This window comes from Pirellulales bacterium (assembly GCA_036490175.1).
GTDB lineage: Bacteria > Planctomycetota > Planctomycetia > Pirellulales > JACPPG01 > JACPPG01.
Genome location: DASXEJ010000323.1, coordinates 1 through 22945 on the forward strand (window position 1 = coordinate 1; position 22945 = coordinate 22945).

The following is a 22945-nucleotide window of genomic DNA, read 5'->3' on the forward strand; positions in this document are numbered from 1 at the left end:
AACCTGCCCTACAACGTGGCCACGCCGATAATCTCGAACTTATTGGCTGGCGAGATCGTGCCGACGACCATGACCGTGACGATACAAAAAGAGTTGGGCGATCGGATGATGGCGCGCCCCTCGACAAAGGACTACAGCGCACTGAGCGTTTGGATGCAGGCACAATGTCGTATCGAGTTGGTACGCGTGATGCCCCCCACCGTATTCTGGCCGCGGCCCAAGGTGAACTCGGCCATCTTGCACATCGAAGTCGATACCGCGCTACGTGAGCGCATACCGGACCGCGCATTTTTCCATGAGTTTGTCCGCGCGATGTTCTTTCACCGCCGCAAGTTTCTGCGTAGCGAGCTGGCGAGCGCATACAAGGGTCAACTCGACAAAACCGCTGCCGACGAAATCATGCACGCGCTCGACATGGGGCCTACGACACGGGCCGAAGAGTTGGACGTCGAGGCCATGCTGCGGCTGTGCGAAACCGTGCGAGCCCGCTTGCCGGTATCCTGAGCTATCGGGGAACGGCCGGTATCCAGCGGCCGTCGTCAGTTAGGCGCGCGACAGGAATTGCGCGGTGCGGCTATCGACCTTGATCGTCTCGCCCGTCGACAGATACTCGGGCACCTGTACGGTCAGGCCGGTTTCGAGCTTGGCAGCCTTCGTGCGCCCCGTAGCCGAGTTGCCGCGCACCGCCGGATCGCACTCCGCGATGACCAGCTCGACTGTGGGGGGAACCTGCAAACCGACGGCCTGATCGTTGTAGATCAGTATCTGTACGCCTTCGAGTCGCTCAGTGAGGTATTTGGCCTCTTCCGCGACGTCGGCTAGGGGCAAAGCGTACTGATTGAAGTCCTCTTCGTCGAGAAAATGCATGTCCGACGCGTCGGCGTACATGAGCTTCACCGGCCGACGGTGGAAGTCCGCCTCTGGCAGCGATTCCCCTCCTTTGAGCGTGATGTCCACCTTTTGTTTCGTGACCAGGTTCCGTGCCCGGTATTTGTACAGCGTGGCGGCACCACGCGCCGACGGGCTTTGCACGGAAATTGTTTCGATGACACAGGGAGCATCCTGATAATTTAGGATCGCTCCCGTCTTTATGTCCTTGGCGATCATGGGAGTGCTTTTTCGAAATTCAGAGGCTTGGCAATGTCGCCGCGTGAAATCAGCGATTGCGGCGATTTGTAAACCAAGGAACGCTCGAAAGCAAGGCTCACGGCGGCGATGCGCCGGCCTGGCCGGGCAAATAGGAACAACCAAGTGAAGGATTGACCGATCCGTCGGCCTATTTCGCCGGAATCGAGAGCTAGGCCACCGCCGCCGAAAAGTCGCCGACCAGCCGGAAGAAGACTTCGCGCGTGACGTTTACCGGGATCGCCTGTCTCACATCGCCCGGCCTTTTGGCGTACCGGCACAGGCTGAGCGTGCCATCACGCCGCGCTACCAGCTCGTAATAGCTAGTGCTCTCCTCGTCGCGGTCGGGAGGGCTGGACCGCATCTGCAAGATACTCTGCTCGTGATCGAACTCAATCGGGCGAATCGGCTCTAAGAGATAGGTGAGGCGAGCGGCCAATTTCTCACCCAATCGCTTCAACTGATCGGCTGTGAGATTCGCCACGATGTTTGAGGAGAGCGTAAAGCTCGTGAATGCGCAGGCCAAGGAGTCCAGGGCCGAGATGTCACACGTGAGCCGCTGCGCGCTCTCGGCGATCTCGAGCCGAAAGTTTCCGCTGGCCGTCTGCAGTGCCGCACGAGCTTGATCCACTAACTTCATAAGCGCACCTCGAATCCCCAACTGAGTGGTCCAGCCCCGACCACGCTTGATTCCCCCTCGGTTCCTGGAGCCGCTACGGCGACATCCCTAACGTCCCACTGGGCAAGGCCGTGCCTTGCAAGTGGAACGCGTCTAAACATTGGATGCCTTAGCCTCGGCCGTAGTCACTTGATTTTGGGTGTATTCGGTACCGTCGAAACTGAGAATCGTCGGCACTCCCTCCAAGCATGTTTCGATATGAACCGGCCGCGTCCACAGCCGCGTCAGGCACTGCAACGTGTCGCGTGCGTAACCTAATTGCAGGTCGACACCGTTAAATTCGTGCGACAAAAACAGCTCGCCGCGGTTTTTGTAGTTACCATCTCGCACCGTAATCAACGGTTGGCCTCGATTGGTCAGGCCGAACAGCAGCCGCTGTTTAATTTTGGGAAACTCACGGCTTTCGATTTCATAGTAATCGGCTTCCTGGTTGAACCCAAACGAGAACAACTTGTGCTCGCGACAAAAATCGAGCGTCAGGAAAGTATCTATGAATGTCAAGTCGTTGTGGATGCGGCGTACCTCGAAGATCTTTTCTCTCCCGAGCCCAGTGTCCCGGTGCCAGTCGCGCTTGGCGGCCAGGTCATCACACTCTTCATAATCTCGGCCGAAACGCCCACGGTTCCAGCGATCTTCGATGTCGCGAAATAACTCGATCCCCAACTTGTAGGGGTTCAATCGGCCTGGCGACGTGGCCATGGTCCCCGAATGATGATCGCAATAATGGATCACGTCGGCCGACGATAGCCCCTGGCGGGTCATGATCGTCGAGTGCCAATAACTGGCCCAGCCTTCGTTCATGATTTTCGTCTGAGCCTGCGGAGCAAAATAATAGGCCTCGTCCCGCAGCATCGACAGAATGTCCAACTGCCAACTGCGCAGCGGCGCATGTTCCAGAATAAACAGCATCACGTCGCGCATGGGCTCGACCGGAAAGTGCTCGTCCTGCACACGTTGACGCCTTCTCTCGGTCAATTCCGCCTGAAGCGCCGCGGGCGGATTGATGAAGCGGTCCATGTAACCTTTGGCGGCAAAGCGACCCGCACGCAGGGAGTCGTCTTCGTCGTCCGATGACGAGCGAATGTCAAAACGCGGGCGCAGTTCTTGCCGCTTGATGAACGGCGAATGAACGTCGATCAGGTCCTCTATGCTCAGGCAGCAATCGATGAACTCTTCGACGTCCTCCACGCCGAAACGATCCATGTAGCGGCGGATCCGATTGCCGTGATTCGCCATGTGGTCCATCATCTTGCGATCGGTGCAGCTGAACCAGGCGTTGTTCTTGAAGAAGTCGCAATGCCCGTACACGTGCGCCATCACCAGCTTCTGATCGGTCGTGGCATTCGACTTCATCAGGTAGGCGTAGCAGGGATCGTTGTTGATCACCAACTCGTAGATCTTTTGCAAGCCATAGTTGTAACCCTTGGAAAGCTGCTCGTATTCCATGCCGAACCGCCAATGGGGATAGCGGGTCGGAAAGCCGCCATACGCGGCAATGGCATTAAGCTGCTCGGCATCCACCAATTCGAATATGGTAGGAAAGAAGTCCAGCCCGTGGCCGCGGGCATATTCTTCGATCTGAACCTGTAGCTCGGCCAGATCGGCTGGCAGAGTTGTATCGGTGTGCATCGCCATGAACGTGTCTCTTCATCTTGCGGGCGCCGGCAAAGACACGTTGCTCCTTGCCGACAGGCAAGGAGCAGGCACAGCGGCGGGCCCGCACAGAGTTTCCTAACGCAATCCGCTATTTTCCTTTGCCCAAAAAAGCCTTGATCGAGTCGTAGATTCCTTCCTTGTCGCGGATTTCGGAAAGCACGAGCTTGTCGTTGCTATCCGAGAGTCCTATCCGCAGCGACCGCATATACTCGCCGCTGCCGTAAGGGCTTTCCACTTGCCCGTAACAAAACAGATTCGCCGCCGGCAGCAAATGCTCTCGCAATAAGCGGAGGCTGGCTTCGTTGTCTTCACCCCAATTGTCGCCATCCGAAAACTGGAAACAGTAGATGTTCCAATCTGCGGGCGCGAACTCTCGTGCTATCAAATCGGCGCACACTTTATAGGCCGAACTGATCCGCGTGCCGCCGCTTTCACGGGTACGATAAAATGTGTCCTCGTCTACTTCCTTGGCCGCGGCGTCATGAATGATGTAGCGCGTCTCGAGTCCGTCGTACTGGCTCTTCAACCAAGTGTCGATCCAAAACGCCTCGGTGCGCACGATCTGCTTCTGCTCGTCAGTCATCGAGCCCGATACATCCATCATGTAGATGGCCACGGCGCTAGCCTCGGGCTGCGGCGTCGTGGTCCAAGAGCGATAGCGTTTGTCTTCGCGAATGGGTACGACGCGCGGTTGATCGGCGTCATAAGTGCTGGAAGAGACCTGCCTCCGCAGCGCTTGGATATAGGTACGCTTGAAGTGCCGCAGTGACTCTGGCCCTAAACGCCGCACGCTGTTGTAACGAGTCTTTTCCTGCGTAATGTTGCTGCGTCCCTTGGGCTCGATATTGGGCAACTCCAGCTCGTCGCCGAGGATCTGAGCCAACTCTTCGAGCGAAATATCGACCTCCAGCATATGCGCGCCAGGATCGCTGCCTGCCTGCCCCTTGCCGTCTCCTTGCTCGCCTGGAGCGGTCCCGACGGGCGTGCCAACCTCGCCGTCCCCCTGGCCTACACCCCCTGAACCGTTCTTGCCGAAGCGGAAATGGGGGACGTCCAGTTGCGGGATGGGAATGCTGACTAGATCGCCCCCCTGCCGGCCGATCATCTCGCCGTGGGTGACGTACTTCCGCAGATTCTGGCGGATTTTGCCGCGGACTATCTGTCGGAATCTGGATTGATCGCGTTCCACCTTCATGGTGCGCTACTCACTATTGCTAGACGCTGAGCCGAGCGGTGAACGGACTTCATGGGTCGACGACACGAATTACGGTGTCGCTGGCTTTCGATCATCGCTCAACGATTCTCTTTCCTCGTTCGGTTACTGCTTCACATCACCCCGCGCGAAAATACTGGCCACATAGTTCAATACGTCTGTCGCGCTCTCGTCGTCGTAACCGTAATCACGAATTAGCCGACCCTTGACCACGTCGATCTTCGCCTGGGTGTCGGCGTCGACGACTTTGCTGACCAGGCTGGTCAGCTTGATCGAGTCTTTCTGGTCTTCGAACAACTTCAGTTCGAGCGCCTTATTGAGCCGCTCGTTGGTCTTGTAATCGAACTTTCGACCATCGATCGACAAGGCACCGATGTAGTTCATGATCTCGCGACGGAAGTCATCCTTGCGGCTGTCGGGGATCTCGATCTTCTCCTCGATCGACCGCATCAATCGCTCGTCGGGCTCCTGATATTGACCGGTGAACTTGTTTTTTACCTTTTCGCGCTGCGTGTAGGCCTTGACGTTGTCGATGTAGTTACCACACAGCCGCGACAGGGCGTCCTCGTCGGCCGCGATGGCGCGCTGAACTTCATTCTTTACGATGTTCTCGTACTCCTCCTTCACCACGCCTAAAAGCTCGCGATAGTGATTACGCGTCTCTTCGCTGGTGATCAGAGTGTGATGCTTCAAGCCGGCCTCGATCTCGTTGAGGACCATAAAGGGGTTGATGCTGGTGGCGTCGGGATGAGCAACCAGCGCGTTCGAGATCTTGTCCTGTACATAGCGCGGCGAGATGCCGTGCATCCCCTCGCTGACGGCCTGATCACGCAGCTCGTTGACGTTGTCTTCGGTGAATCCTGGCAGGCTCTTGCCGTTGTACAACTTGAGCTTTTGCAACAGCGACAGGCTGGCATTCTTGGGCGGCTCAAGCCGCGTGAGAATGGCCCACATGGCCGCCATCTCGATGGTGTGCGGGGCAATATGTTTGCCCGGCACCTTCTCGCGGTTGTAATCCTTTTCGTAAATGCGGATTTCATTGGCCAAGGTCGTAACGTACGGCACATCGATCTTGACCGTGCGATCGCGCAGCGCTTCCATGAACTCGTTGTTTTGCAGCCGGCGGTATTCTGGCTCATTGGTATGACCAAGAATTACCTCGTCGATATCCGTCTGCGCAAACTTCTTCGGCTTAACCTTGTGTTCCTGGCTGGCGCCGAGCAAGTCGTAGAGGAACGCCACATCCAGCTTCAGCACCTCGACAAACTCGACGATGCCGCGATTGGCGATATTGAACTCGCCGTCGAAATTGAAGGCCCGCGGGTCGCTATCGCTGCCATACTCGGCGATCTTCCGGTAATTGATATCACCGGTCAGCTCGGTGGAGTCCTGGTTCTTTTCATCCTTCGGTTGGAACGTACCGATGCCGATGCGATCCTTTTCGCTAAGAATCAAACGCTTGACGCGCACATCCTGGACCACGCGCGTCCAATCGCCCGCGTAATGCTTGAGCCGCTCGTTGTAGACATAACGGCAGAACGGGCACAGTTCGCCCTTGATCTTGGCGCGATACTCGCCGGGCGCCCGATCCAAGTTGAGGTTCGCTTCGGCTTCTGGCCGGAAACGGCCCGGTATGATGTGCAGCGGCTCCTCGTTCATGGGGCACCAATGAACGACCTTGGAATCCTCCAGGTCGACCCAGCCCAGCGTGTACAGTGCCCCTTCGTCACGGGTCGAATAGCGCTCGAGCCCTTTTTTCAGCTGACGGGCGATGGTGCTCTTGCTGCTGCCGACTGGCCCGTGCAGCAACAGCACGCGTTTCTCGATGCCGTATCCCTGCGCGGCGCTCTTGAAGGCGTTGACCAGAACGGCCAACTGCCCTTCCAGGCCGAAGACGGCGTCAGCGCCTTCTCCCTCGGGATCCTGAAAGAAATGGTAGCGGAGTCGCTTTTCGCGTCCCTCTTCGTAAGAGTCCGTCCCATAGGACAGAATCATGTCATAGACGCGCTCGAAGGCATTGCGTGTGACCTTCGGCTCGCCGCGGACTAGATCGAGGTAGGCCTCGAACGAGCCCTCCCAATTCTTCTTGCGGAATTGATCGAGATCTTGCCGCTCGGCGATGATCTCGATTATCGAACGTCCACTTGTCATTGCCGGTACTCCACGACGAATACGTCGTTACCAGGCGAATTGCGGCTCGGATCCGTTGTTGGGTCGCACTCCCGGTCTGTTGTTATGCCAGCCTCCGGCGCTTCCCACAGCCCGACGAATCGGGCAGCGGACCCCGGACATTTTTCCCAGGCTTCCCATGCATACAGATTCTCTCCCGAGCGCTGGCGGACCAACCGCCATCCTGGGAAGAGCAACTTCCGGACCGCGCAGCAGCGAACGCGTTCGCCTGAGCGAGCGGAAGGGGAAGGTTGGAAAAGAACGCCCGGTGCGGAAGTGAACCGAAGGCAGGCCTTGCCTCTCTCTGGCCGAGATGCTGGACTTCCGAATCCGCACACCTCGCCTATCTCTACCAATTCAAGTATTGCCTCGATTCCCAAAGACGGCAATACATTCTTTTCTGCCGCCCCGGGCAGGAACCGCTGCAGCAGGGGAAACGCCAAGCGAAAAGGCCCTTTCCGCCCGAAAAACATGCACGCGAGAAAGAAACCCTACCCAGCTCGCGCGCGGTGGAACGGTGCTAGCGTTTTGGAATTGCCTCGGAACCGAGTTGGACAATGCCCAGGATTTGAGTTCGGTTTCTGTCCATAACAGCTCAGTCTAGCAGCTTCTGGACGCTTTCCATCAGTCGGTCCATGGCAAACGGCTTGCGGATGTAGTCATCGACACCCAACATCTCGGCATAGGCCTTGTGCCGGCTCCCCTCGTTCGCCGTGATCATGATGACGCGCATGGGCACCGGTCGCGTGCGGCGGAGTTTCTCGAGCACCAGAAAGCCGCTGCGCTTGGGCATCATCATATCAAGAATGAGCAGATCGGGATCTTCGCGCTCGGCCATTGCCAACCCCTGATTGCCGTCGCGGGCGACCAGAATCTTGTAACCGCGCGCCTCGAGGGCCATCCGAATCGACTCGACGATTTCGGCATCGTCGTCGACGATCAAAATGCGCTTGGAAGCCGTCTTATCGGTGGATTCTGTCGCCATAGTCCGTGCGCCCTGAATTTGCGAGTTGCAGCCGTGCCATTCCGTCGCACCGAGCGCAAACTCATAATTTTGAGAGATCACGCCGGCGGCAGAACCACCACAAGTAGCCGAGATCGTACCGCAATGCAAGCGACCGGGATTAGCGCGCTTACGAATTCTCGCATGTCACATCCCCTCATCGTACTTTCACGTCGGGCGTGAAATCCGGCCGCAGCTTGTAGCGAGTGCGCGGCCGTTCTACGATCGGGCGTCACGCTGCACCCACCGGTATCGGATGGGACGGCTGCTCGGCCTTCGACACCACATTCCCTCGTATGGAACGCGCAACATGACATCCCCACTCAGCCGCCTGGCATCGGTCGCCCTGATTCTTTTGGTCGTTCTCGGCCGGGCTCAAGGCGCTGGCACCGCGGAAGCACCCGGCTGGAAAGCGGGAGTGGCAAAGGTTGCGATCACCCCCGATCAGCCGCTGTGGATGAGCGGCTATTCCAGTCGCGATCACGCCGCCGAAGGAACGCTCCACGACTTATGGGCCAAAGCCCTGGTGCTCGAAGACCCTGCCGGCCAGCGCGTGGCACTCATCACGCTCGATCTCGTGGGAATAGATCGCAGTTTCTCGCTGGCAATTCGCGACGCGCTGGAGAAGCAGTTTGGCCTGACGCGAAAGCAGATCGCAATCTGTTGTTCCCATACCCATACGGGGCCGATCGTGGGGCACAACTTGCAGGCGATGTACTTTCTCGACGCTGCACAGAAGAAAGCCGTTGAAAGCTACGCTGATGCCCTGGCAGGAAAAATAACTCGTGTTGTCGGTGATGCACTTTCGCGGTTGGCCTCCGCACAGCTGGCCTGGGGAGTGGGCCGGGCAACATTTGCCGTCAATCGCCGCACCAACCGCGAGCCCGAGGTCCCGGAACTGGCCGCGGCAGGAAAGTTGAAAGGGCCCGTCGATCACGACGTTCCAGTGCTAACGGTGCGCGACTCGGCCGGCGCACTGAAGACGATCGTCTGTGGCTACGCCTGCCACGCCACCGCGCTATCCTTCTACCAGTGGTCTGGGGATTGGCCCGGCTTTGCGCAAATCGACCTGGAAAAATCGCATCCAGGCGCGGTGGCTATGTTTTGGGCCGGTTGCGGCGCCGATCAAAACCCACTGCCACGTCGTACCGTCGAATTGGCCGAGCATTACGGACGACAAATGGCGCATGCGGTCGAACTGGTCCTTGCCGGCACACTCGCGCCGATCACCGGCAAGCTGGCTACAAGTTACGCCGAAATCGACTTGCCCCTCGATCGCTTGCCAACGCAGGAAGAACTCGGATCACAAGCCGAATCGAACGACAAATACCAGGCCGCGCGCGCCAAATTGCTACTTAAGCAAATCAGCGCCGGTCAGCCGCTCAGTCCGACGTATCCCTACCCGGTACAGGTTTGGCGGTTAGGCAACGGCCCCGTATGGATCACGCTCGGTGGCGAAGTCGTTGTTGATTTTTCGCTGCGCTTAAAAGCAGAGTTGGGGGCGGAGCGCACTTGGGTAGCGGGGTACACGAATGACGTCATGGCCTATATCCCTTCACGCCGCGTACTGACCGAGGGGGGCTACGAAGGCGCGGGCGCGATGGTCTTCTACGGACTGGCGACCGTTTGGGCGCCGGAGGTCGAAGAGCTTATCGTGCGCGAAGTCAGGCGACAGATTGCCGCGTTGCCGACCGACAACAAGTAGGTCAGCAGCCAAGTCCGCCGTCCCGGCGCGAGTTGCCAGGATTCCGCTGCGACGGACGCGATTTTTTCCGGGCCACGCTCAGGCTTGCCGACTCGCTGCCAGGAGCGGACCTATTCCTTGGCCCGCTCCAGGTACTCTTCTGTACGGGTGTCGATCTTGATCAGCTGGCCTTGTTCGACAAAGGCCGGCACCAGAATTTCTGCGCCGGTTTCGAGCTTCACGGGCTTGGTCAGGTTAGTTGCCGTATTGCCGCGCACCGCTGGTTCGGCATATTCGACCTTGAGCACCACGTGATTCGGTGGCGTGACCGTGATGGGGTTATTGTTGAATAACACCATGCGGCAGACCATGCCCTCTTTGATCCACTTCCAGGTATCGTCGACTTGGGTGGCGTTTAGCTCATACTGCTCGTAGGACTCGTTGTCCATGAAAACGAAATTCTCGCCCTGCCGATAGAGGTATTGGGCGTCGATTTCCGTGACGTCGGCCGCTTCCAGCGAGTCGCCCCCTTTGTAGGTCCGCTCCAGTATCGTATTGCGGATGAGGTTCTTCATGCGGCACTTATACAAGGCGTTCCCTTTGCCCGGTTTGACGAAGTTGCATTCGACCATGAGATAGGGATCGCCATCGATCTGGATCTTCAAGCCCTTCTTGAAATCGCTGGTGGAGTAGCTCGCCACGATGAGTAGTCCTGTCTTGCTGCGGGTAGATACGGGGTTATGCTACGATTGCCCTGCCCAGGCATGGGGGGCCCGGGAACGCCGATCGAGACTGCCTGACAAACCGCTCTCGCCTTCGCGTGGCGAAAGTTCTGCAAGAAGGGTGTTAGGCGTTCGATCGCGACGACCCTCCCTGGTGGATTGCCCAGCCTGAGAGGGGAATTAGTATTTGCTTGCTGTCGCCCAGAAGTCCTGTCCTTCTGACCAACGCGGAATGACCATTTTAGCGGCCGAACCCCATCCTGTCCGCCCCAACTCGCGCCCGGCTGAGGTCAGCTGGCACCGTGAGCTGCGCCAGGCCGTGCGTGACCCCGCCGAACTGACCCGTCTGTTGTGCCTGCCCCCCGAATTCGCCCAGCAAGCGACCCGGGCAGCAAGCGATTTTCCGCTGTTTGTACCACGCGGATACCTGTCCCGTATGCGGCCGGGCGACCCGGCAGACCCCTTGCTCAGGCAGGTGCTCCCCGTCGCAGCCGAAGAGGCGACGGTGCCCGGCTACCTGGCCGACCCGGTCGACGATGCGGCGGCGGTCCGCGCGCCGGGGCTATTACAGAAGTACCCGGGCCGGGCCCTCATGATTACGACAGGCGCCTGTGCGATTCATTGTCGGTACTGCTTCCGCCGGCATTACCCCTATGCCGAGGCGCCGAAATCGCTGGACGCTTGGGAACCAGCGCTCGATGAGATCGCAACCGATAATTCGCTGCACGAGGTATTGCTGTCTGGCGGAGACCCCCTGGTGCTCGTGGATGACTTCTTGGCATCGCTAACCACGCGACTAGCGGCGATTCCGCATGTGCGACGCCTGCGGATTCACACCCGTCTTCCGATTGTCATCCCCGAACGCGTGTGCGACGACCTGATTGCCTGGCTTACGGGCACGCGTCTGACGCCGATTGTCGTCGTCCATGCCAACCATCCGGCGGAGCTCGACCAGTCCGTGGCTCAGGCCCTGGGGCGCCTCGTTGGCGCGGGCGTGGTCGTCCTAAACCAAGCGGTGTTGCTACGAGGCGTGAACGACCGTGCGGACGTACTGGCTGAACTGTGCGAGCAACTTGTCGATCTGCGCGTGATACCCTATTACCTGCATCAGCTTGATCCTGTGGCCGGGGCGGCTCATTTCGATGTACCCGAGGCCGAGGGAATCCGCATCGTCGCACAGTTAGCAGCGTGCCTGCCAGGCTACGCCGTGCCCCGTTACGTACGTGAAATCCCCGGGCAACTGAATAAGATGCCAATCCTGTAATGAATCTTCCGGTCGCTACAGGGGACTTGGTGTAGCACAATGATCGGCAGGGTGCGCGGCTAGTACCAGAGAATGACTGTTGTCGAACGTATCCTGCTCGGTGCTTGTCGCCCGTGCGCATCTGCAATTCTGAATGTTCCTGACCGATACCGTAACGCATGCGATTCTTCACGTCACGACAAGCCGCCGCGCTCGACGACGAGCATACGCCTGCGGCAATACGTCGGCGGCTACGGGCTTCGGCCGAACACAGCCATCTGCGCGATTTCGTGCTCGGCGCTATGGATGGCACGGTCACGACCTTTGCAGTCGTGGCGGGCGTTGCCGGCGCAGGGTTGCCAAGTGGAGTCGCGATCGTGCTGGGTACGGCCAACTTATTAGCTGACGGATTCAGTATGGCCGCCGGTAACTACCTGAGCACCAAAACCGATCGGCAAGTAGTCGAGCGGGCCCGCCGCATCGAGGAGATGCACGTCGATCAGGTTCCCGAAGGAGAGCGTGAGGAAGTGCGGCAGATCTTTGCTGCCAAAGGTTTTGAAGGACACGTACTCGACGAAGTTGTCGCCGTGATCACGACCGACCGTCGCCGCTGGGTAGATACGATGCTCACCGAAGAGCACGGCTTACGGCTCGATTCCCCTAGTCCGGTGCGGGCCGCCATTTCGACGTTCGCAGCGTTCGTTCTGGTAGGCTTGATCCCGCTGATGCCATTTCTGCTCGGCTTGGGAGATAACCCGAACGCGATCTTTATTACTAGCGCCGTGGCCACGGGCGCGGCATTTTTATGTGTGGGAATTGCCCGCGGTATCGTGCTCGATGAGCCGGTGCTACGTGCTGGGCTCGAAACGCTGGCCATTGGCGGCGCGACGGCCGCGGTCGCCTACGTGGTAGGGGTTGCAATGAACGGACTGGGCGTGGCCTGACCCGCCGTGGCGCGATTATCATTGGTGACACGAACCAACCGCAGCTTCGCCCTGTCCACATGAAACGCATCGCCTGGCTCACCGATTTGCACTTGAACTTTTTAGCCGGCGAGGCGGTGGACAAGTTCCTCGCGCAAGTGGCCGAATGCCGCGCCGATGCCGTGCTCATCAGCGGCGATATCGCCGAATCACACAGTCTGATCAGATACCTGGAATGGATCGCCGACAGGCTCAGCGTACCGATTTTCTTCGTACTAGGAAATCATGACTTCTATCACAGCTCGATCCGGAAAGTCCGGCAAGACGTGACCACCCTTTGCGAGCGTGACAAGCGGCTGGTCTGGCTCGGCAGTGCGGACTCGATCGAATTGACACCCAATGTCGGCCTGGTCGGTCACGACGGTTGGGCCGACGCACGGTTGGGCAATTACGAGCGATCGCTGGTGATGATGAACGACTATCGTTTGATCGAGGAGTTTGCCGGTGTCAGTAAAAAAGACCGCTGGCCGCTACTCATGCAAGAAGCTTTCGTGGCGGCGGCTCACATCCGGCACGTGTTGCCGCAGGCCCTAGGGCGCTACAAACGCGTGCTGCTGGCGACGCATGTCCCGCCGTTTCGCGAAGCTTGTTGGCACGAGGGAAAGATCTCCGACGACGAATGGCTGCCACATTTCAGCTCGCACGCGATGGGGAGTGCCCTGCTGGAGATTATGCGCGACCACCCCGACCACAAACTGACGGTCCTTTGCGGTCATACACACGGCCGCGGCGAAGCCCACCCGACCTCAAATATCACGGTGCTGACGGGCGCCGCGGAATACGGTACTCCCGCAATTGAACGCGTGTTCGATCTCGAATGAAAGCGTTGTGGTGTTAAGCAGGCTCTAGAAAGTTTCAAACGATTTCAATCCTTCCGTGGACTTCAGAGGATTAAATCAAAGGCCAGGGGCCGGTGCGCAACTATGAAGAATCTTACATGAACGAGGACAACTGCGACAAACGGCATGCGACGGTGCCTGACAACTGGCGTCCGACGGCGAGCTGGGACATGCTGCGCCGGCGCGCGGCGCTCTTAACTCGCTTGCGCGCGTTCTTCGAGTGCCGTGGGTTTCTCGAGGTCGAAACACCGCTACTATCTGCCGATACGGTCGTCGATCGGCATCTGGACCCGTTTGCCGTGCCGGTCGCCCGTTCGCAGGATAGCGGCAGCCCGTCGAGCTTTTGGCTGCAAACTTCGCCCGAGTTTGCCATGAAACGACTGCTGGCCGCTGGCGGAGAGGCAATTTTTCAGGTGGCGCACGCTTTCCGCAGCGACGAGTCGGGAGCGCTTCACAATCCGGAATTCACTTTGGTGGAATGGTATCGTCGCGGTGACACGATGACCGTCGGAATGCGACTGCTCTCGGAGCTTTGCCAAGAGTTGTTGGCGACGCCGCCGGCCGTGCCATTGACATATCAAGATGCCTTCCAGCGGCACGTCGGTATCGACCCGCATGCGGCCACCACTGAAGAATTGATCGCCGCGGTACGCCACCGCAAAATCGCCGCGCCGGAAAGCCTCGCGACTGACGATCGGGACAGCTGGCTCGACTTGCTCCTCGTATCCTTGGTCGAGCCGCACCTGGGACACGACGCGCCCGTGCTACTTCAGGACTACCCGCCCTCGCAAGCGGCACTGGCAATCATCCGCGACGGCAATCCGCCGGTCGCCGAACGGTTCGAGCTATACGTGCGCGGCATTGAGCTGGCCAACGGATATCACGAGTTGCTCGACCCGGCCGCGTTGCGCGAACGCAATCAGGTAAACAACGCGGCTCGTCGGATCGAAGGCAAAGAGCTGCTGCCAGTGGACAGTCGCCTTTTAGCGGCCATGGAGGCCGGATTACCCGCGGCGACGGGCGTGGCGCTAGGTTTCGATCGCATGGTGATGCTGGCCGTCGGTGCGCAGCACATCGCGGACGTGATGGCGTTCCCCTTCGACCGCGCGTAGACTGAAATCGTGGCCAAGTAGCGCATTGTCGCGTGGCGCAGTTTCTGAGCCATTTTGTCCGGGGCAGGATCTAGGCGACGAAGAGTCGGTCTTGCGACTAGTGTCGCTCAATTCCTGCGCCGTTGCGGTACGAAACGTTCAAGGAACCGAATGCACACCGGCCGCTCTCTGCGTCGTTGCCTACCTACAGTCGCCTGTCTTGGTGTTGCGGGCGTCATTCTGATGGCGCAATCGGCAACGGGCAGTAACAGCACGGTCGCTGGTAACTATGCCAAGCCGGGAATCGGATCGGCCGTGGCCGGTTGTACGACTTCTGTAGGCATGCCGCGCACCACGCGTAGCTCACCTGGGTCGACAAGCCGCTGCAAAATTGTCGCGACCAGATTGGGAATGCGAACGGGGTCACTCTGCGGCTGGCCGCCGTCGCGTGTCGATTGACCAATGACCTGCCCCATCGGCAACCCTCCGCCAGCAAGCATCAGCGGTGCCAGATTGCCCCAGTGGTCGCGACCGCCGTGCTGATTCAATCGCGGGGTGCGCCCCATTTCGCCGCAGCATACCAGCAGAATGCGATCGCTGAGGCCGCGTTGATGCAAATCCTCGACCAGGGCCGACACGGCGTGATCCAGCGGCGGCCCGGTATAACGCATTCCTTCAGCCACCGGTGCGTTATTTACGTCGGCGTGCATGTCCCACACGAAATTGGTCGTGACCGTCACGAATCCGCATCCTGCCTCACACAATCGGCGCGCCAACAGCAATAGCTTGCCCAATGACTTGGCGTTGTCGACGTAGTGCGGGTAGTTCTTCCACTTGCTGTTGATCGCTTCGGGGCGTACCAAAGGGGCCGTATCATAGCGCTCGACGACACGCGGCTCTTCGCGTGCCAGATCAAATGCCTGGGCTACGCCGTTCACGACGCTGCTGAATGCCTGCTCGCGCAGCTTGTCGATTCCGCCTGCGCTACCCTGGTCATCGAAGGCCCAGCGTACCCGATCCAATTCGATTAAAAGCGCGCGGCGATCCGTCAAACGATCGGTCGACAAGTTCAGTTGCATGTCCTGCTGCAAGTTACCCCCCGCGCCCGGCACAAACGGTGAGTAGCCGGCGCCGAGCGAGCCGGTCGAATCGAACCGACCGAACTGGGTCTGGCCTGGACCTGTCGTCGGATCGACTGCGCGCGGCAAAAGCAGCGCCGTACGGGGCATGCCCGTTGCTGAGTCGGTCGCTCCCACGGCCCGGGCATAGAGCGCCCCAACACTTGCTCGGCTGGTATGCCGGCTGACCACCGGTTTGATGTCATGATTGCCATCGCCGGTGGTAAACGAGCGCACGACTGCCAGTCGATCGGCCATTTGTGCCAATTTCGGCAGTGACGACCCGAAGGTCACTCCCGGCAAACGCGTGGCGATCTCGCCGGTTGTTGTGCGGATGCCGGCCGGGGCCGACATTTTGGGATCGAACGTCTCCAGCTGGCTGGGACCGCCGTGCAGAAACAGAAAGATGACCGAGCGGCCAGTGAGCAATCGCTTCTGATCGGCTGCGGCGTGGGCCAGCATTCCCGGAAGCGACAGCCCGCCCAACGACATTGCCCCGGCGCGCAAGAATGCGCGGCGACCAAATTGGTTCCGGCTGTCTCTAAAGGTCAGCATCGACCGCCTCTGCCAGCGGACCACCCAGCAACACGAAGACAAACACCAGGAATAGCACGACCTCGGGGATAATTCAAATTGCTCGTGCCCATTTTGCCCTTGGCGATGTCCACCTACGGATTGGCACTTATTAAACTATGCGTGCCCGCAAACGCCTGGTAAGGCGACCTGGAAATCAATCAGGCACCGAAATACCTGAAGTCGATTATGACGTGTCGAGGGTGCCTCTGGGCTGATCAGTCGCAGCACATGGGGGGCACTCGATGCCATCTCAGTGGGCAATCTTCGGCGGCCTACAGTCTGGGATTGTACCGATCAACCTGCGATAAACCGTCGCGTCTCGAGCCGACGTTGCGAATTCCGCCTGTCACAACCGGCCCCTATGCCGATTGGCGGTCTACGCTTTTACAATTCCGTGGTATACGCTTTCCAAATCAGCAGCATCGTCCTTGTCAGGGGAGGATGATGCAGATCATGATGCGTGAAATTTATGCGCTGGTGGTTCACAATACCGAGCTTGTGGCCGACCGCGAAGGTCGGCACCAGTGAATAGCGGCCGGCCTACCGACAGGAACTCGTATGTTCACGCACCTCGCGAGGTTTCGCACGATCTTCGTGACCGGTCCGCAGCGCAGTGGCACTACCATTGCCGGCCGAATCATTGCCCAGGACCTGGATCGTGAATATATCGATGAACGCGACTATGGCGTCCACGAGCTGACCAATCTTTTTCGCTTGGTCGAAGAAAAGGCGGTTATTCAGGGACCGGCACTCTCGGCGTATTGTCATTTGCTACCGAAGCACGTCGCTGTGGTCTTCATGCGTCGCCCTCTGGAAGAGATCGTTTCCTCGCAAGACAGAACCGTTCTGTCCACGGGAAATCCATGGACGCAGGCCGAGGAGCCGGTCGAGCTGCGGAAATACTTCCGCGAAGAAGGCCCGATCGCGGCAGTAAAGTACGAAGTCTGGGAGCGCTATCAGAAGCCACACATGGAGTCACAGGGCAAAACGTATTTTGAATTGGAATACACAACCCTAGCAGAACATCCGCTGTGGGTCCCCAAGGATGGCCGGCAAGGATGGCACGCGAAGCAGACCTCGAACGACCCATTGCGAAAAAGAAACAAGAAACGCATTTAACCGGCAGGGGCACTTCGAGTCCCCATCTCTGCCTTGACGGGGCGCCACGTCCAGAGAGATAGAAGGCCGCACTCCCGACGCCCTTGCTCAAGAGGCCGGGCTACCGCGACGACTGCGTCGCGGGACGCTGCGAAATCTGCTCCACCCGCTCGAGCAATTTCAGATTGCCCGCACGTGTTCGTTCGGCGAAGCCCGGGCAATCTGGCGCGTTGGCGCTTGCCAACAACAGATCGACATCGTCCGGAATTGTGTCGCCGCGTGCCGCGGAAACTTGGTGATCAGCCGCTACCATCAATAGCTCGGGGGCGCCGAGAGGAGCATTCCAGGAGAGCACACGCCGCGGATCCCCTCGTAACACTTCTGCCAGCGCATCAGCGTCACTCCACTGCGCGTTGATTCGCACCAGCCGCTTGGTCATATGAGCGCTATACGCCACGGTGACAATCAAATGTGCCGCCACCAGAGCCGAGAGCACGGGAACGCGATGGCGAGGCAACTGGCAAACGAGCCACCACAAGCAAACCACTAGTACCGGCAGGAGAGGCAATAAGTATCGCGCCCCCTGGTCCGATGGATAGATGATATACAACGCCAGGTACCAGGGAGACATGAGCAGCAGTGCGCTCCGCTTCTCGCGCGCCACCCGCCACCAGGCCCAAGCCAACCCACAAACCAGCGGTAGGTAAACCGCCATGTTGATATTCCACCAGCGAAACGGCGGCGCGTACGCCTTGAACATACCTGGTACCAGCAAGCGTCCCATTTCGCTTGCCCGCACACGGACGCCTTCGATCACTTGGGCGACGAGCGACTTGTCAGCCACCTTGAACTCGTGGAGGTACGTCGCACTTTCCTGCACTCCTACCTGCGCAGCGGTTTGCGCTTCGTACGCTAGTAGAGCCAGGGTCGCGAGCGCAGCCGGCGTGCCGGCCAGCACCGTGCTACCAATCGCTTGTCGCCATGAGGTCTGTCCCTGCCAGGCCTGCCGAACGGCCACAATGGCATAGCCGCACACGACCATGACGCCAACCGGCCGAAGCATGGCGAGCGCCGCTGTCATCGCACCCACCAGCGCGCCCCACTTCAGCGTTTCGCGCGCCGTGTTCGTGGACGCCAGACGGTCCATGGCGTTAACCGTCCAGATCAACAGCGCCATAAAGGGGATCTCGCTCATCGTCGAGCGGGCGTGCAGCCAGAGGCTGATATTCACCATCGTCAGCGCCGTGATCCACAGTTCGTTGCCTACGAACCAGCGGCGTGCCCAAATGAACAGGCCGAGCATGAACGCCACGGCATAGACCCAATTCACGGCCAGCAAAAGGACCAGCGGACGCTCGCCGAAAAGAAACACGGGGCTGACAAGGGCGGAATACCCGGGAGCATAGTGCAGCTTCGGCGAACCAAGATTCGTCACCGGGCCGCCACGGGACATGCTGCGCGCAATCGACAGATATCCGGCCCCGTCGGGCGTCGGATTCCAAAGCGGAAGAATCTGCGTGGCTAGTAGCGCCGCCAAGAGCGACATGACGACCGCCGGGCGCCGGCACAATCTGAGAATCGTAACCTGCCACGCGCGCATGAAATCAGACCCTCGAACCGAACGTCGTACACCCAAGGCGACCGCGCGGTCTCACCGCGGTCGGAATGCCGGGCAGGGATCGTAGCCCGCGGTAACCATTGGGTAAAGCTCACTCGCGCCCCCCTGCGCAGCCCGCGCGCATCGGACTGTCGACGCCCCCGGCGCGAGTCACGGATCACCGAGACATAACATATTGTCAAATAATTACTTATGGTGCTTTTCGTCGAGCTATTCCGGGTGTAATCGCCGTTGACTCTGGGCATCTATTGAGCGATACTTCGAGCGGAGATCGTCCTGGAAAGGACGTGTCTCAATCTGCCCAGATCTTCTTTTCCCGTAGTGGTTTCGGGGTTTTCCATGGCGACTGCCGAGCACGTTGACCTGCGCACATACTCGCTCGACGTTGCACGCCGGGCATTGGCGGCCAGCCAGTGCCTCGCCACGGTTTCGGGCGATATCAAGCAGCGCTGGTTGCGACGTGGTGCAGCGCTATTGCGTGCGCGCGGCAAGGAGCTTGCCGCCGCGAATGCGCAAGACCTCGCAGCGGCGCCGGGTTTTGGTCTTTCGCCTGCACAGACAGATCGCTTGCGGTTGACCCCCGCCGTAATCGAATCGATGGCCGTGGGATTAGAAGAAGTCGCTGCACTGCCGGAGCCTATCGGCGAGGTCATCGAATCCAGCATTCGCCCCAACGGGCTTGAGGTGTTAAAGATCCGCGTGCCGCTGGGCGTCGTGTTTTTCATTTATGAATCGCGACCGAATGTTACTGCAGACGCAGCGGCGATTTGCGTGAAGAGCGGCAACGCCGTGATTTTGCGCGGCGGCAAGGAAGCGGCGAACTCCAATCGCGCCGTGGCAGACTTGCTGGCCGAAGCGGCCGCCGAAGTTGGCCTGCCCGAGGATGTGGTGCAGCTCGTCTCGACGACCGATCGCGCGGCGGTTGGGCATTTTCTGGCGCTCGACGAGTACATCAGCGTGGCCATTCCTCGTGGTGGAGAGGGGCTGATCCGGCGCGTCGTCGCCGAAGCCAAGATGCCGGTCATCAAGCACTTCACCGGAAACTGCCACGTTTATGTAGACGCGGCTGCTGATCTCGACATGGCCCTGCAAATATTGATCAACTCGAAATGCCACCGTTTGGGCGTTTGCAATGCCGCCGAGTCTTTGGTGGTTCATGCCCTGGTGGCAAATGAATTCCTGCCTCGCGCAGCGACACAATTGGCCAAGCACGGTATCGAAATTCGCGGCGACGAGCGTACCCGCGAGCTGGTTGCTTCGGCTCATGAAGCTACGTCCGAAGATTATGCTACCGAGTACCTGGGACCGACCATTTCCGTGCGCGTCGTCGGGTCGCTCGACGAGGCAATCGAGCATATTAATCGATACGGATCGCGACATACTGACGCAATCGTTACCCGCGATCTGGAAGCGGCCCGTCGCTTTACCGCCGCTGTGGACAGCGCCGCCGTAATGGTCAATGCCAGTACGCGATTCAATGATGGCGCGGCCTTTGGCTTGGGTGCGGAAATCGGCATCAGCACCGATAAACTGCACGCGCGGGGTCCTTGCGGGGTCAAGGAATTGACCAGCTATAAGTACGTCGTTTACGGCAACGGACAAATTCGCGAGTGAGCAAGTTGGACGATCGTCGTCTTCCGCCAATGAATGCGCGGATGCCATAGGTTCAAGGAGTGAATACCGTGGGTGCAGAAACACTCAGCCAGGCAGAAGTTGTCAGTCTACTGGGTACGGTCGAACCCACGGCCGGTCAGGCGGCCGGATTGGCTAGGGGTGGCGCGAACGCGTCCACTCGAAAAGAACGCGCCGTGCCTTACGATTTTCATCTTGCGCAGCGAATTCAGCCCGAACTGCTTCGCTTGCTGGAGTCACTTCACGAAGCCGCGGCGCGCGACTTTGCCATAGCACTGTCGGCGCTGGCACGAGCGGCAATCACGGTGCAAGTCACGGGCGTCAAGCAAACGACCTACGCCCAGTTCTTGCGCAGCCTGGAAAACCCTACGTGCTTCAATCTACTTAAGACCGAGCAGTTGCCGGCACGGCTGGCGCTGGATATCAGCCCGGCGGTCATCTACCCGGTCCTCGACCGATTGCTGGGAGGCCTTCACGACAACGTGCAGCCCCCGCGACGACCGCTCACCGAAGTTGAACGTCGCCTTGCGGCGCGTGTCAGTACGCTGTGGCTGGAGGCCGTGGGAAGGGCCTGGGAGCGTGTCATGCCGGTTAAGTTCGAGCTCGTGCGCGTCGAGACCGATCCGCGGCTGGCCGGCGTGGTCCCGCCGAGCGACTTAGTGGTGACAATCGGCTTCGACCTATTGCTCGGTGACCTACGCGGTCCCCTCACCTTCTGCATTCCTTCTCTTGTTGCCGATGCCTTGCACAACCGCCTACGTCTATCGAGCGACGGCCAGCGAAGTTTGACCGATAGTAGTCAATCTCCGGCCGATACTGTTGAACTCGTGGTCGAACTGGCCAGCACCAAGATCCCAATCAAGGAATTCTCCGAGTTGCGGGTGGGAGACATTATTACGACGGGCCAAGATGTCCTCAGTCCGCTCGTCGTTTGCGTCGACGGCGCGGCCCGGTTTCATGCACGGGCAGGCGCTTACAAAGGCCGCAGGGCCATCTGTATCGAAGATCGCTGTGAAGACGGTCACGCAGAGAGCCTCGTCGAACCACCAATGGCCAACGCCCAAGCGGACAGGTAACCGGGCGCTGGCTACAGCGCCCCGCGGCGCCTACCATCGCGCGGGCGGGCAAGTTAGACTTGCATTCGACCCGAGGGGGCCTTCTGACGTCCCGTGGGACGTGGCTTTCTGAAATCACTACCGGCGAGGTGACTCGATGCGATATGTAATGGCGCTGGCGTTGTTGCTTGTGATTCTGACCAGCGATCCGGCGCCGGCAGCTGAAAAGGGGCCCAAGATCAGCTTCAAGCGCGCGCAGCTCGATAGTAAGTTCCGCAGCGAAGGTGTCGCTGTCGGAGACTTCAATCACGACGGCCGCAACGACATCGCGGCAGGCTACGTCTACTACGCCGCCCCCGACTGGAAGATGCACTCGGTCGTCGAGAATCCCAAGGATTATGACCCCAACGCCTATAGCAATAGTTTCTGCACCTGGGCCGACGACGTGAACGGCGACGGCTGGCACGACTTGCTGGTGGTCGACTTCCCCGGCGCACAAACGTGGTACTTCGAGAATCCGCAGGCGGCCACCGGCCCGTGGAAGCGTCACGTCGCTACTCCGGTGACAAACAATGAGAGCCCCACCTATCTTGATGTCGACGGTGACGGCCGCCGCGAACTGGTGCTGGGCTATTCGCTGGATCCGGCGAATCCTGACGGCCCAGACCGCTGGTTCGGACTGGCGCGACGACTGGCCGATCCGGCAACGCCGTGGAAACTGCAAGCCATCTCGGCCAAGGGGGCACCGTGTACCGGCAAGTTCGTTCACGGACTCGGCGTAGGAGACATCAATAAGGATGGACGCAACGACGTCCTCGTCAAGGAGGGCTGGTGGGAAGCCCCGCCGAACGATAGCGCCGCAGTCGAATGGCAATTCCATGCAGCCCCACTGAGCGAGGACTGCGCACAAATGCACGTCTACGATTACGATGGCGACGGAGACAACGACGTGCTCAGTTCGGCCGCTCATCAACTCGGAATTTGGTGGCACGAACAGACGCCCGAGGGATGGAAGACGCACCTGATCGACCGCAGCTTCTCGCAAACGCACGCCCTGGAACAAGTCGACATCAACGGCGATGGATTACCCGACTTCGTCACGGGGAAGCGTTATTGGGCGCACGGGCCGAAGGGGGACGTCGATCCGGGCGCGCCGGCGGTGCTGTACTGGTTTGAACTCACTCGCAAGGACGGCAAGCCTGTTTGGATTCCGCATCAGATCGACAACGACAGTGGCGTCGGCACCCAATTTGAAGTGGCGGATGTCAACGGCGATGGGCTGCTCGACGTAGTGACATCGAACAAGAAGGGGACGTACTACTTCGAGCAAGCTCGGGACTAGCCGCAGCCGGCCGAGAGCAGCGGGCGGAATCTGACTAGAGCGCTTTCTACGCAGGTGACACGCGGTATCCGCAGTGTCGAAAGTAGTTACGGCATTGTG

Annotated in this window: 19 protein-coding genes; 10 read left to right on the top strand and 9 right to left on the bottom strand. The window is 59.4% G+C overall.

Annotated features, from left to right (window positions below; translation table 11 throughout):
* Positions 1-504 (top strand): rRNA adenine dimethyltransferase family protein (locus tag VGG64_24660; GenBank protein HEY1602819.1); only part of this gene is annotated, 504 nt, incomplete at its 5' end.
* A 39-nt stretch (positions 505-543) separates the two neighbouring features.
* Here VGG64_24660 and VGG64_24665 read toward each other — a convergent pair.
* The 6 genes from VGG64_24665 to VGG64_24690 form a co-directional block, all read right to left on the bottom strand.
* Positions 544-1107 (bottom strand): elongation factor P, encoded by a 564-nt coding sequence (locus tag VGG64_24665; GenBank protein ID HEY1602820.1) that lies wholly within the window; start codon positions 1105-1107, stop codon positions 544-546.
* 190 nt (positions 1108-1297) lie between these two features.
* Positions 1298-1765 carry a hypothetical protein gene (locus tag VGG64_24670; protein ID HEY1602821.1) on the bottom strand — a complete coding sequence of 156 codons (468 nt, stop codon included), beginning with the start codon at positions 1763-1765 and terminating at the stop codon, positions 1298-1300.
* Positions 1766-1897: 132 nt separating this feature from the next.
* Entirely contained in the window at positions 1898-3439 is a 1542-nt protein-coding gene (locus VGG64_24675) for a SpoVR family protein (protein HEY1602822.1), read from the bottom strand.
* A gap of 109 nt (positions 3440-3548) precedes the next feature.
* A complete protein-coding gene (locus tag VGG64_24680; GenBank protein ID HEY1602823.1) occupies positions 3549-4655 on the bottom strand; it encodes a DUF444 family protein in 1107 nt (368 codons plus the stop codon).
* 123 nt (positions 4656-4778) lie between these two features.
* Positions 4779-6824 carry a serine protein kinase gene (locus VGG64_24685; protein ID HEY1602824.1) on the bottom strand — a complete coding sequence of 682 codons (2046 nt, stop codon included), beginning with the start codon at positions 6822-6824 and terminating at the stop codon, positions 4779-4781.
* A gap of 613 nt (positions 6825-7437) precedes the next feature.
* Positions 7438-7827, bottom strand: coding sequence for a response regulator (locus VGG64_24690; protein HEY1602825.1), 390 nt, complete (start codon positions 7825-7827; stop codon positions 7438-7440).
* Positions 7828-8155: 328 nt separating this feature from the next.
* On the opposite strand from VGG64_24690, the gene VGG64_24695 reads away from it, so the two are divergent.
* On the top strand, positions 8156-9550 hold the full coding sequence (locus VGG64_24695) for a neutral/alkaline non-lysosomal ceramidase N-terminal domain-containing protein (GenBank protein ID HEY1602826.1): 1395 nt from the start codon (positions 8156-8158) through the stop codon (positions 9548-9550).
* Between the two features lie 110 nt (positions 9551-9660).
* Here the strand turns inward: VGG64_24695 and efp are convergent, their stop codons facing one another.
* Complete coding sequence (efp, locus tag VGG64_24700; protein ID HEY1602827.1) at positions 9661-10230, bottom strand: elongation factor P; 570 nt, start codon at positions 10228-10230, stop codon at positions 9661-9663.
* A gap of 253 nt (positions 10231-10483) precedes the next feature.
* Between efp and epmB the strand changes: the two genes are divergently transcribed.
* The 4 genes from epmB (at position 10484) to epmA (ending at position 14428) form a co-directional block, all read left to right on the top strand.
* Entirely contained in the window at positions 10484-11515 is a 1032-nt protein-coding gene (gene epmB, locus VGG64_24705) for an EF-P beta-lysylation protein EpmB (GenBank protein ID HEY1602828.1), read from the top strand.
* A 158-nt stretch (positions 11516-11673) separates the two neighbouring features.
* Positions 11674-12438, top strand: a complete 765-nt coding sequence (locus VGG64_24710) for a VIT1/CCC1 transporter family protein (GenBank protein ID HEY1602829.1) — start codon at positions 11674-11676, stop codon at positions 12436-12438.
* A 59-nt stretch (positions 12439-12497) separates the two neighbouring features.
* The gene (locus VGG64_24715; protein ID HEY1602830.1) at positions 12498-13298 is read left to right on the top strand and encodes a metallophosphoesterase; all 801 of its coding nucleotides are present in this window, start codon (positions 12498-12500) and stop codon (positions 13296-13298) included.
* Between the two features lie 116 nt (positions 13299-13414).
* The gene (gene epmA / locus VGG64_24720) at positions 13415-14428 is read left to right on the top strand and encodes an EF-P lysine aminoacylase EpmA (GenBank protein HEY1602831.1); all 1014 of its coding nucleotides are present in this window, start codon (positions 13415-13417) and stop codon (positions 14426-14428) included.
* A 266-nt stretch (positions 14429-14694) separates the two neighbouring features.
* Here the strand turns inward: epmA and VGG64_24725 are convergent, their stop codons facing one another.
* Complete coding sequence (locus VGG64_24725) at positions 14695-16080, bottom strand: DUF1501 domain-containing protein (GenBank protein HEY1602832.1); 1386 nt, start codon at positions 16078-16080, stop codon at positions 14695-14697.
* Between the two features lie 579 nt (positions 16081-16659).
* On the opposite strand from VGG64_24725, the gene VGG64_24730 reads away from it, so the two are divergent.
* On the top strand, positions 16660-17220 hold the full coding sequence (locus tag VGG64_24730; protein HEY1602833.1) for a hypothetical protein: 561 nt from the start codon (positions 16660-16662) through the stop codon (positions 17218-17220).
* A gap of 100 nt (positions 17221-17320) precedes the next feature.
* Here the strand turns inward: VGG64_24730 and VGG64_24735 are convergent, their stop codons facing one another.
* A complete protein-coding gene (locus VGG64_24735) occupies positions 17321-18799 on the bottom strand; it encodes a hypothetical protein (GenBank protein HEY1602834.1) in 1479 nt (492 codons plus the stop codon).
* A 357-nt stretch (positions 18800-19156) separates the two neighbouring features.
* Between VGG64_24735 and VGG64_24740 the strand changes: the two genes are divergently transcribed.
* The 3 genes from VGG64_24740 to VGG64_24750 all read left to right on the top strand — a co-directional run bounded on the left by VGG64_24740 (position 19157) and on the right by VGG64_24750 (position 22846).
* Complete coding sequence (locus tag VGG64_24740; protein ID HEY1602835.1) at positions 19157-20431, top strand: glutamate-5-semialdehyde dehydrogenase; 1275 nt, start codon at positions 19157-19159, stop codon at positions 20429-20431.
* Positions 20432-20499: 68 nt separating this feature from the next.
* Complete coding sequence (locus VGG64_24745) at positions 20500-21525, top strand: FliM/FliN family flagellar motor switch protein (protein ID HEY1602836.1); 1026 nt, start codon at positions 20500-20502, stop codon at positions 21523-21525.
* 136 nt (positions 21526-21661) lie between these two features.
* Positions 21662-22846 carry a VCBS repeat-containing protein gene (locus tag VGG64_24750; GenBank protein ID HEY1602837.1) on the top strand — a complete coding sequence of 395 codons (1185 nt, stop codon included), beginning with the start codon at positions 21662-21664 and terminating at the stop codon, positions 22844-22846.
* Positions 22847-22945 lie beyond the last annotated feature (99 nt).

Bases quoted from the DNA above. Each gene is read 5' to 3' on its own strand.
- VGG64_24665 (HEY1602820.1), bottom strand. From the start codon at position 1,107: ATGATCGCCAAGGACATAAAGACGGGAGCGATCCTAAATTATCAGGAT.
- VGG64_24670 (HEY1602821.1), bottom strand. From the start codon at position 1,765: ATGAAGTTAGTGGATCAAGCTCGTGCGGCACTGCAGACGGCCAGCGGA.
- VGG64_24675 (HEY1602822.1), bottom strand. From the start codon at position 3,439: ATGGCGATGCACACCGATACAACTCTGCCAGCCGATCTGGCCGAGCTA.
- VGG64_24680 (HEY1602823.1), bottom strand. From the start codon at position 4,655: ATGAAGGTGGAACGCGATCAATCCAGATTCCGACAGATAGTCCGCGGC.
- VGG64_24685 (HEY1602824.1), bottom strand. From the start codon at position 6,824: ATGACAAGTGGACGTTCGATAATCGAGATCATCGCCGAGCGGCAAGAT.
- VGG64_24690 (HEY1602825.1), bottom strand. From the start codon at position 7,827: ATGGCGACAGAATCCACCGATAAGACGGCTTCCAAGCGCATTTTGATC.
- VGG64_24695 (HEY1602826.1), top strand. From the start codon at position 8,156: ATGACATCCCCACTCAGCCGCCTGGCATCGGTCGCCCTGATTCTTTTG.
- epmB (HEY1602828.1), top strand. From the start codon at position 10,484: ATGACCATTTTAGCGGCCGAACCCCATCCTGTCCGCCCCAACTCGCGC.
- VGG64_24710 (HEY1602829.1), top strand. From the start codon at position 11,674: ATGCGATTCTTCACGTCACGACAAGCCGCCGCGCTCGACGACGAGCAT.
- VGG64_24715 (HEY1602830.1), top strand. From the start codon at position 12,498: ATGAAACGCATCGCCTGGCTCACCGATTTGCACTTGAACTTTTTAGCC.
- epmA (HEY1602831.1), top strand. From the start codon at position 13,415: ATGAACGAGGACAACTGCGACAAACGGCATGCGACGGTGCCTGACAAC.
- VGG64_24725 (HEY1602832.1), bottom strand. From the start codon at position 16,080: ATGCTGACCTTTAGAGACAGCCGGAACCAATTTGGTCGCCGCGCATTC.
- VGG64_24730 (HEY1602833.1), top strand. From the start codon at position 16,660: ATGTTCACGCACCTCGCGAGGTTTCGCACGATCTTCGTGACCGGTCCG.
- VGG64_24735 (HEY1602834.1), bottom strand. From the start codon at position 18,799: ATGCGCGCGTGGCAGGTTACGATTCTCAGATTGTGCCGGCGCCCGGCG.
- VGG64_24740 (HEY1602835.1), top strand. From the start codon at position 19,157: ATGGCGACTGCCGAGCACGTTGACCTGCGCACATACTCGCTCGACGTT.
- VGG64_24750 (HEY1602837.1), top strand. From the start codon at position 21,662: ATGCGATATGTAATGGCGCTGGCGTTGTTGCTTGTGATTCTGACCAGC.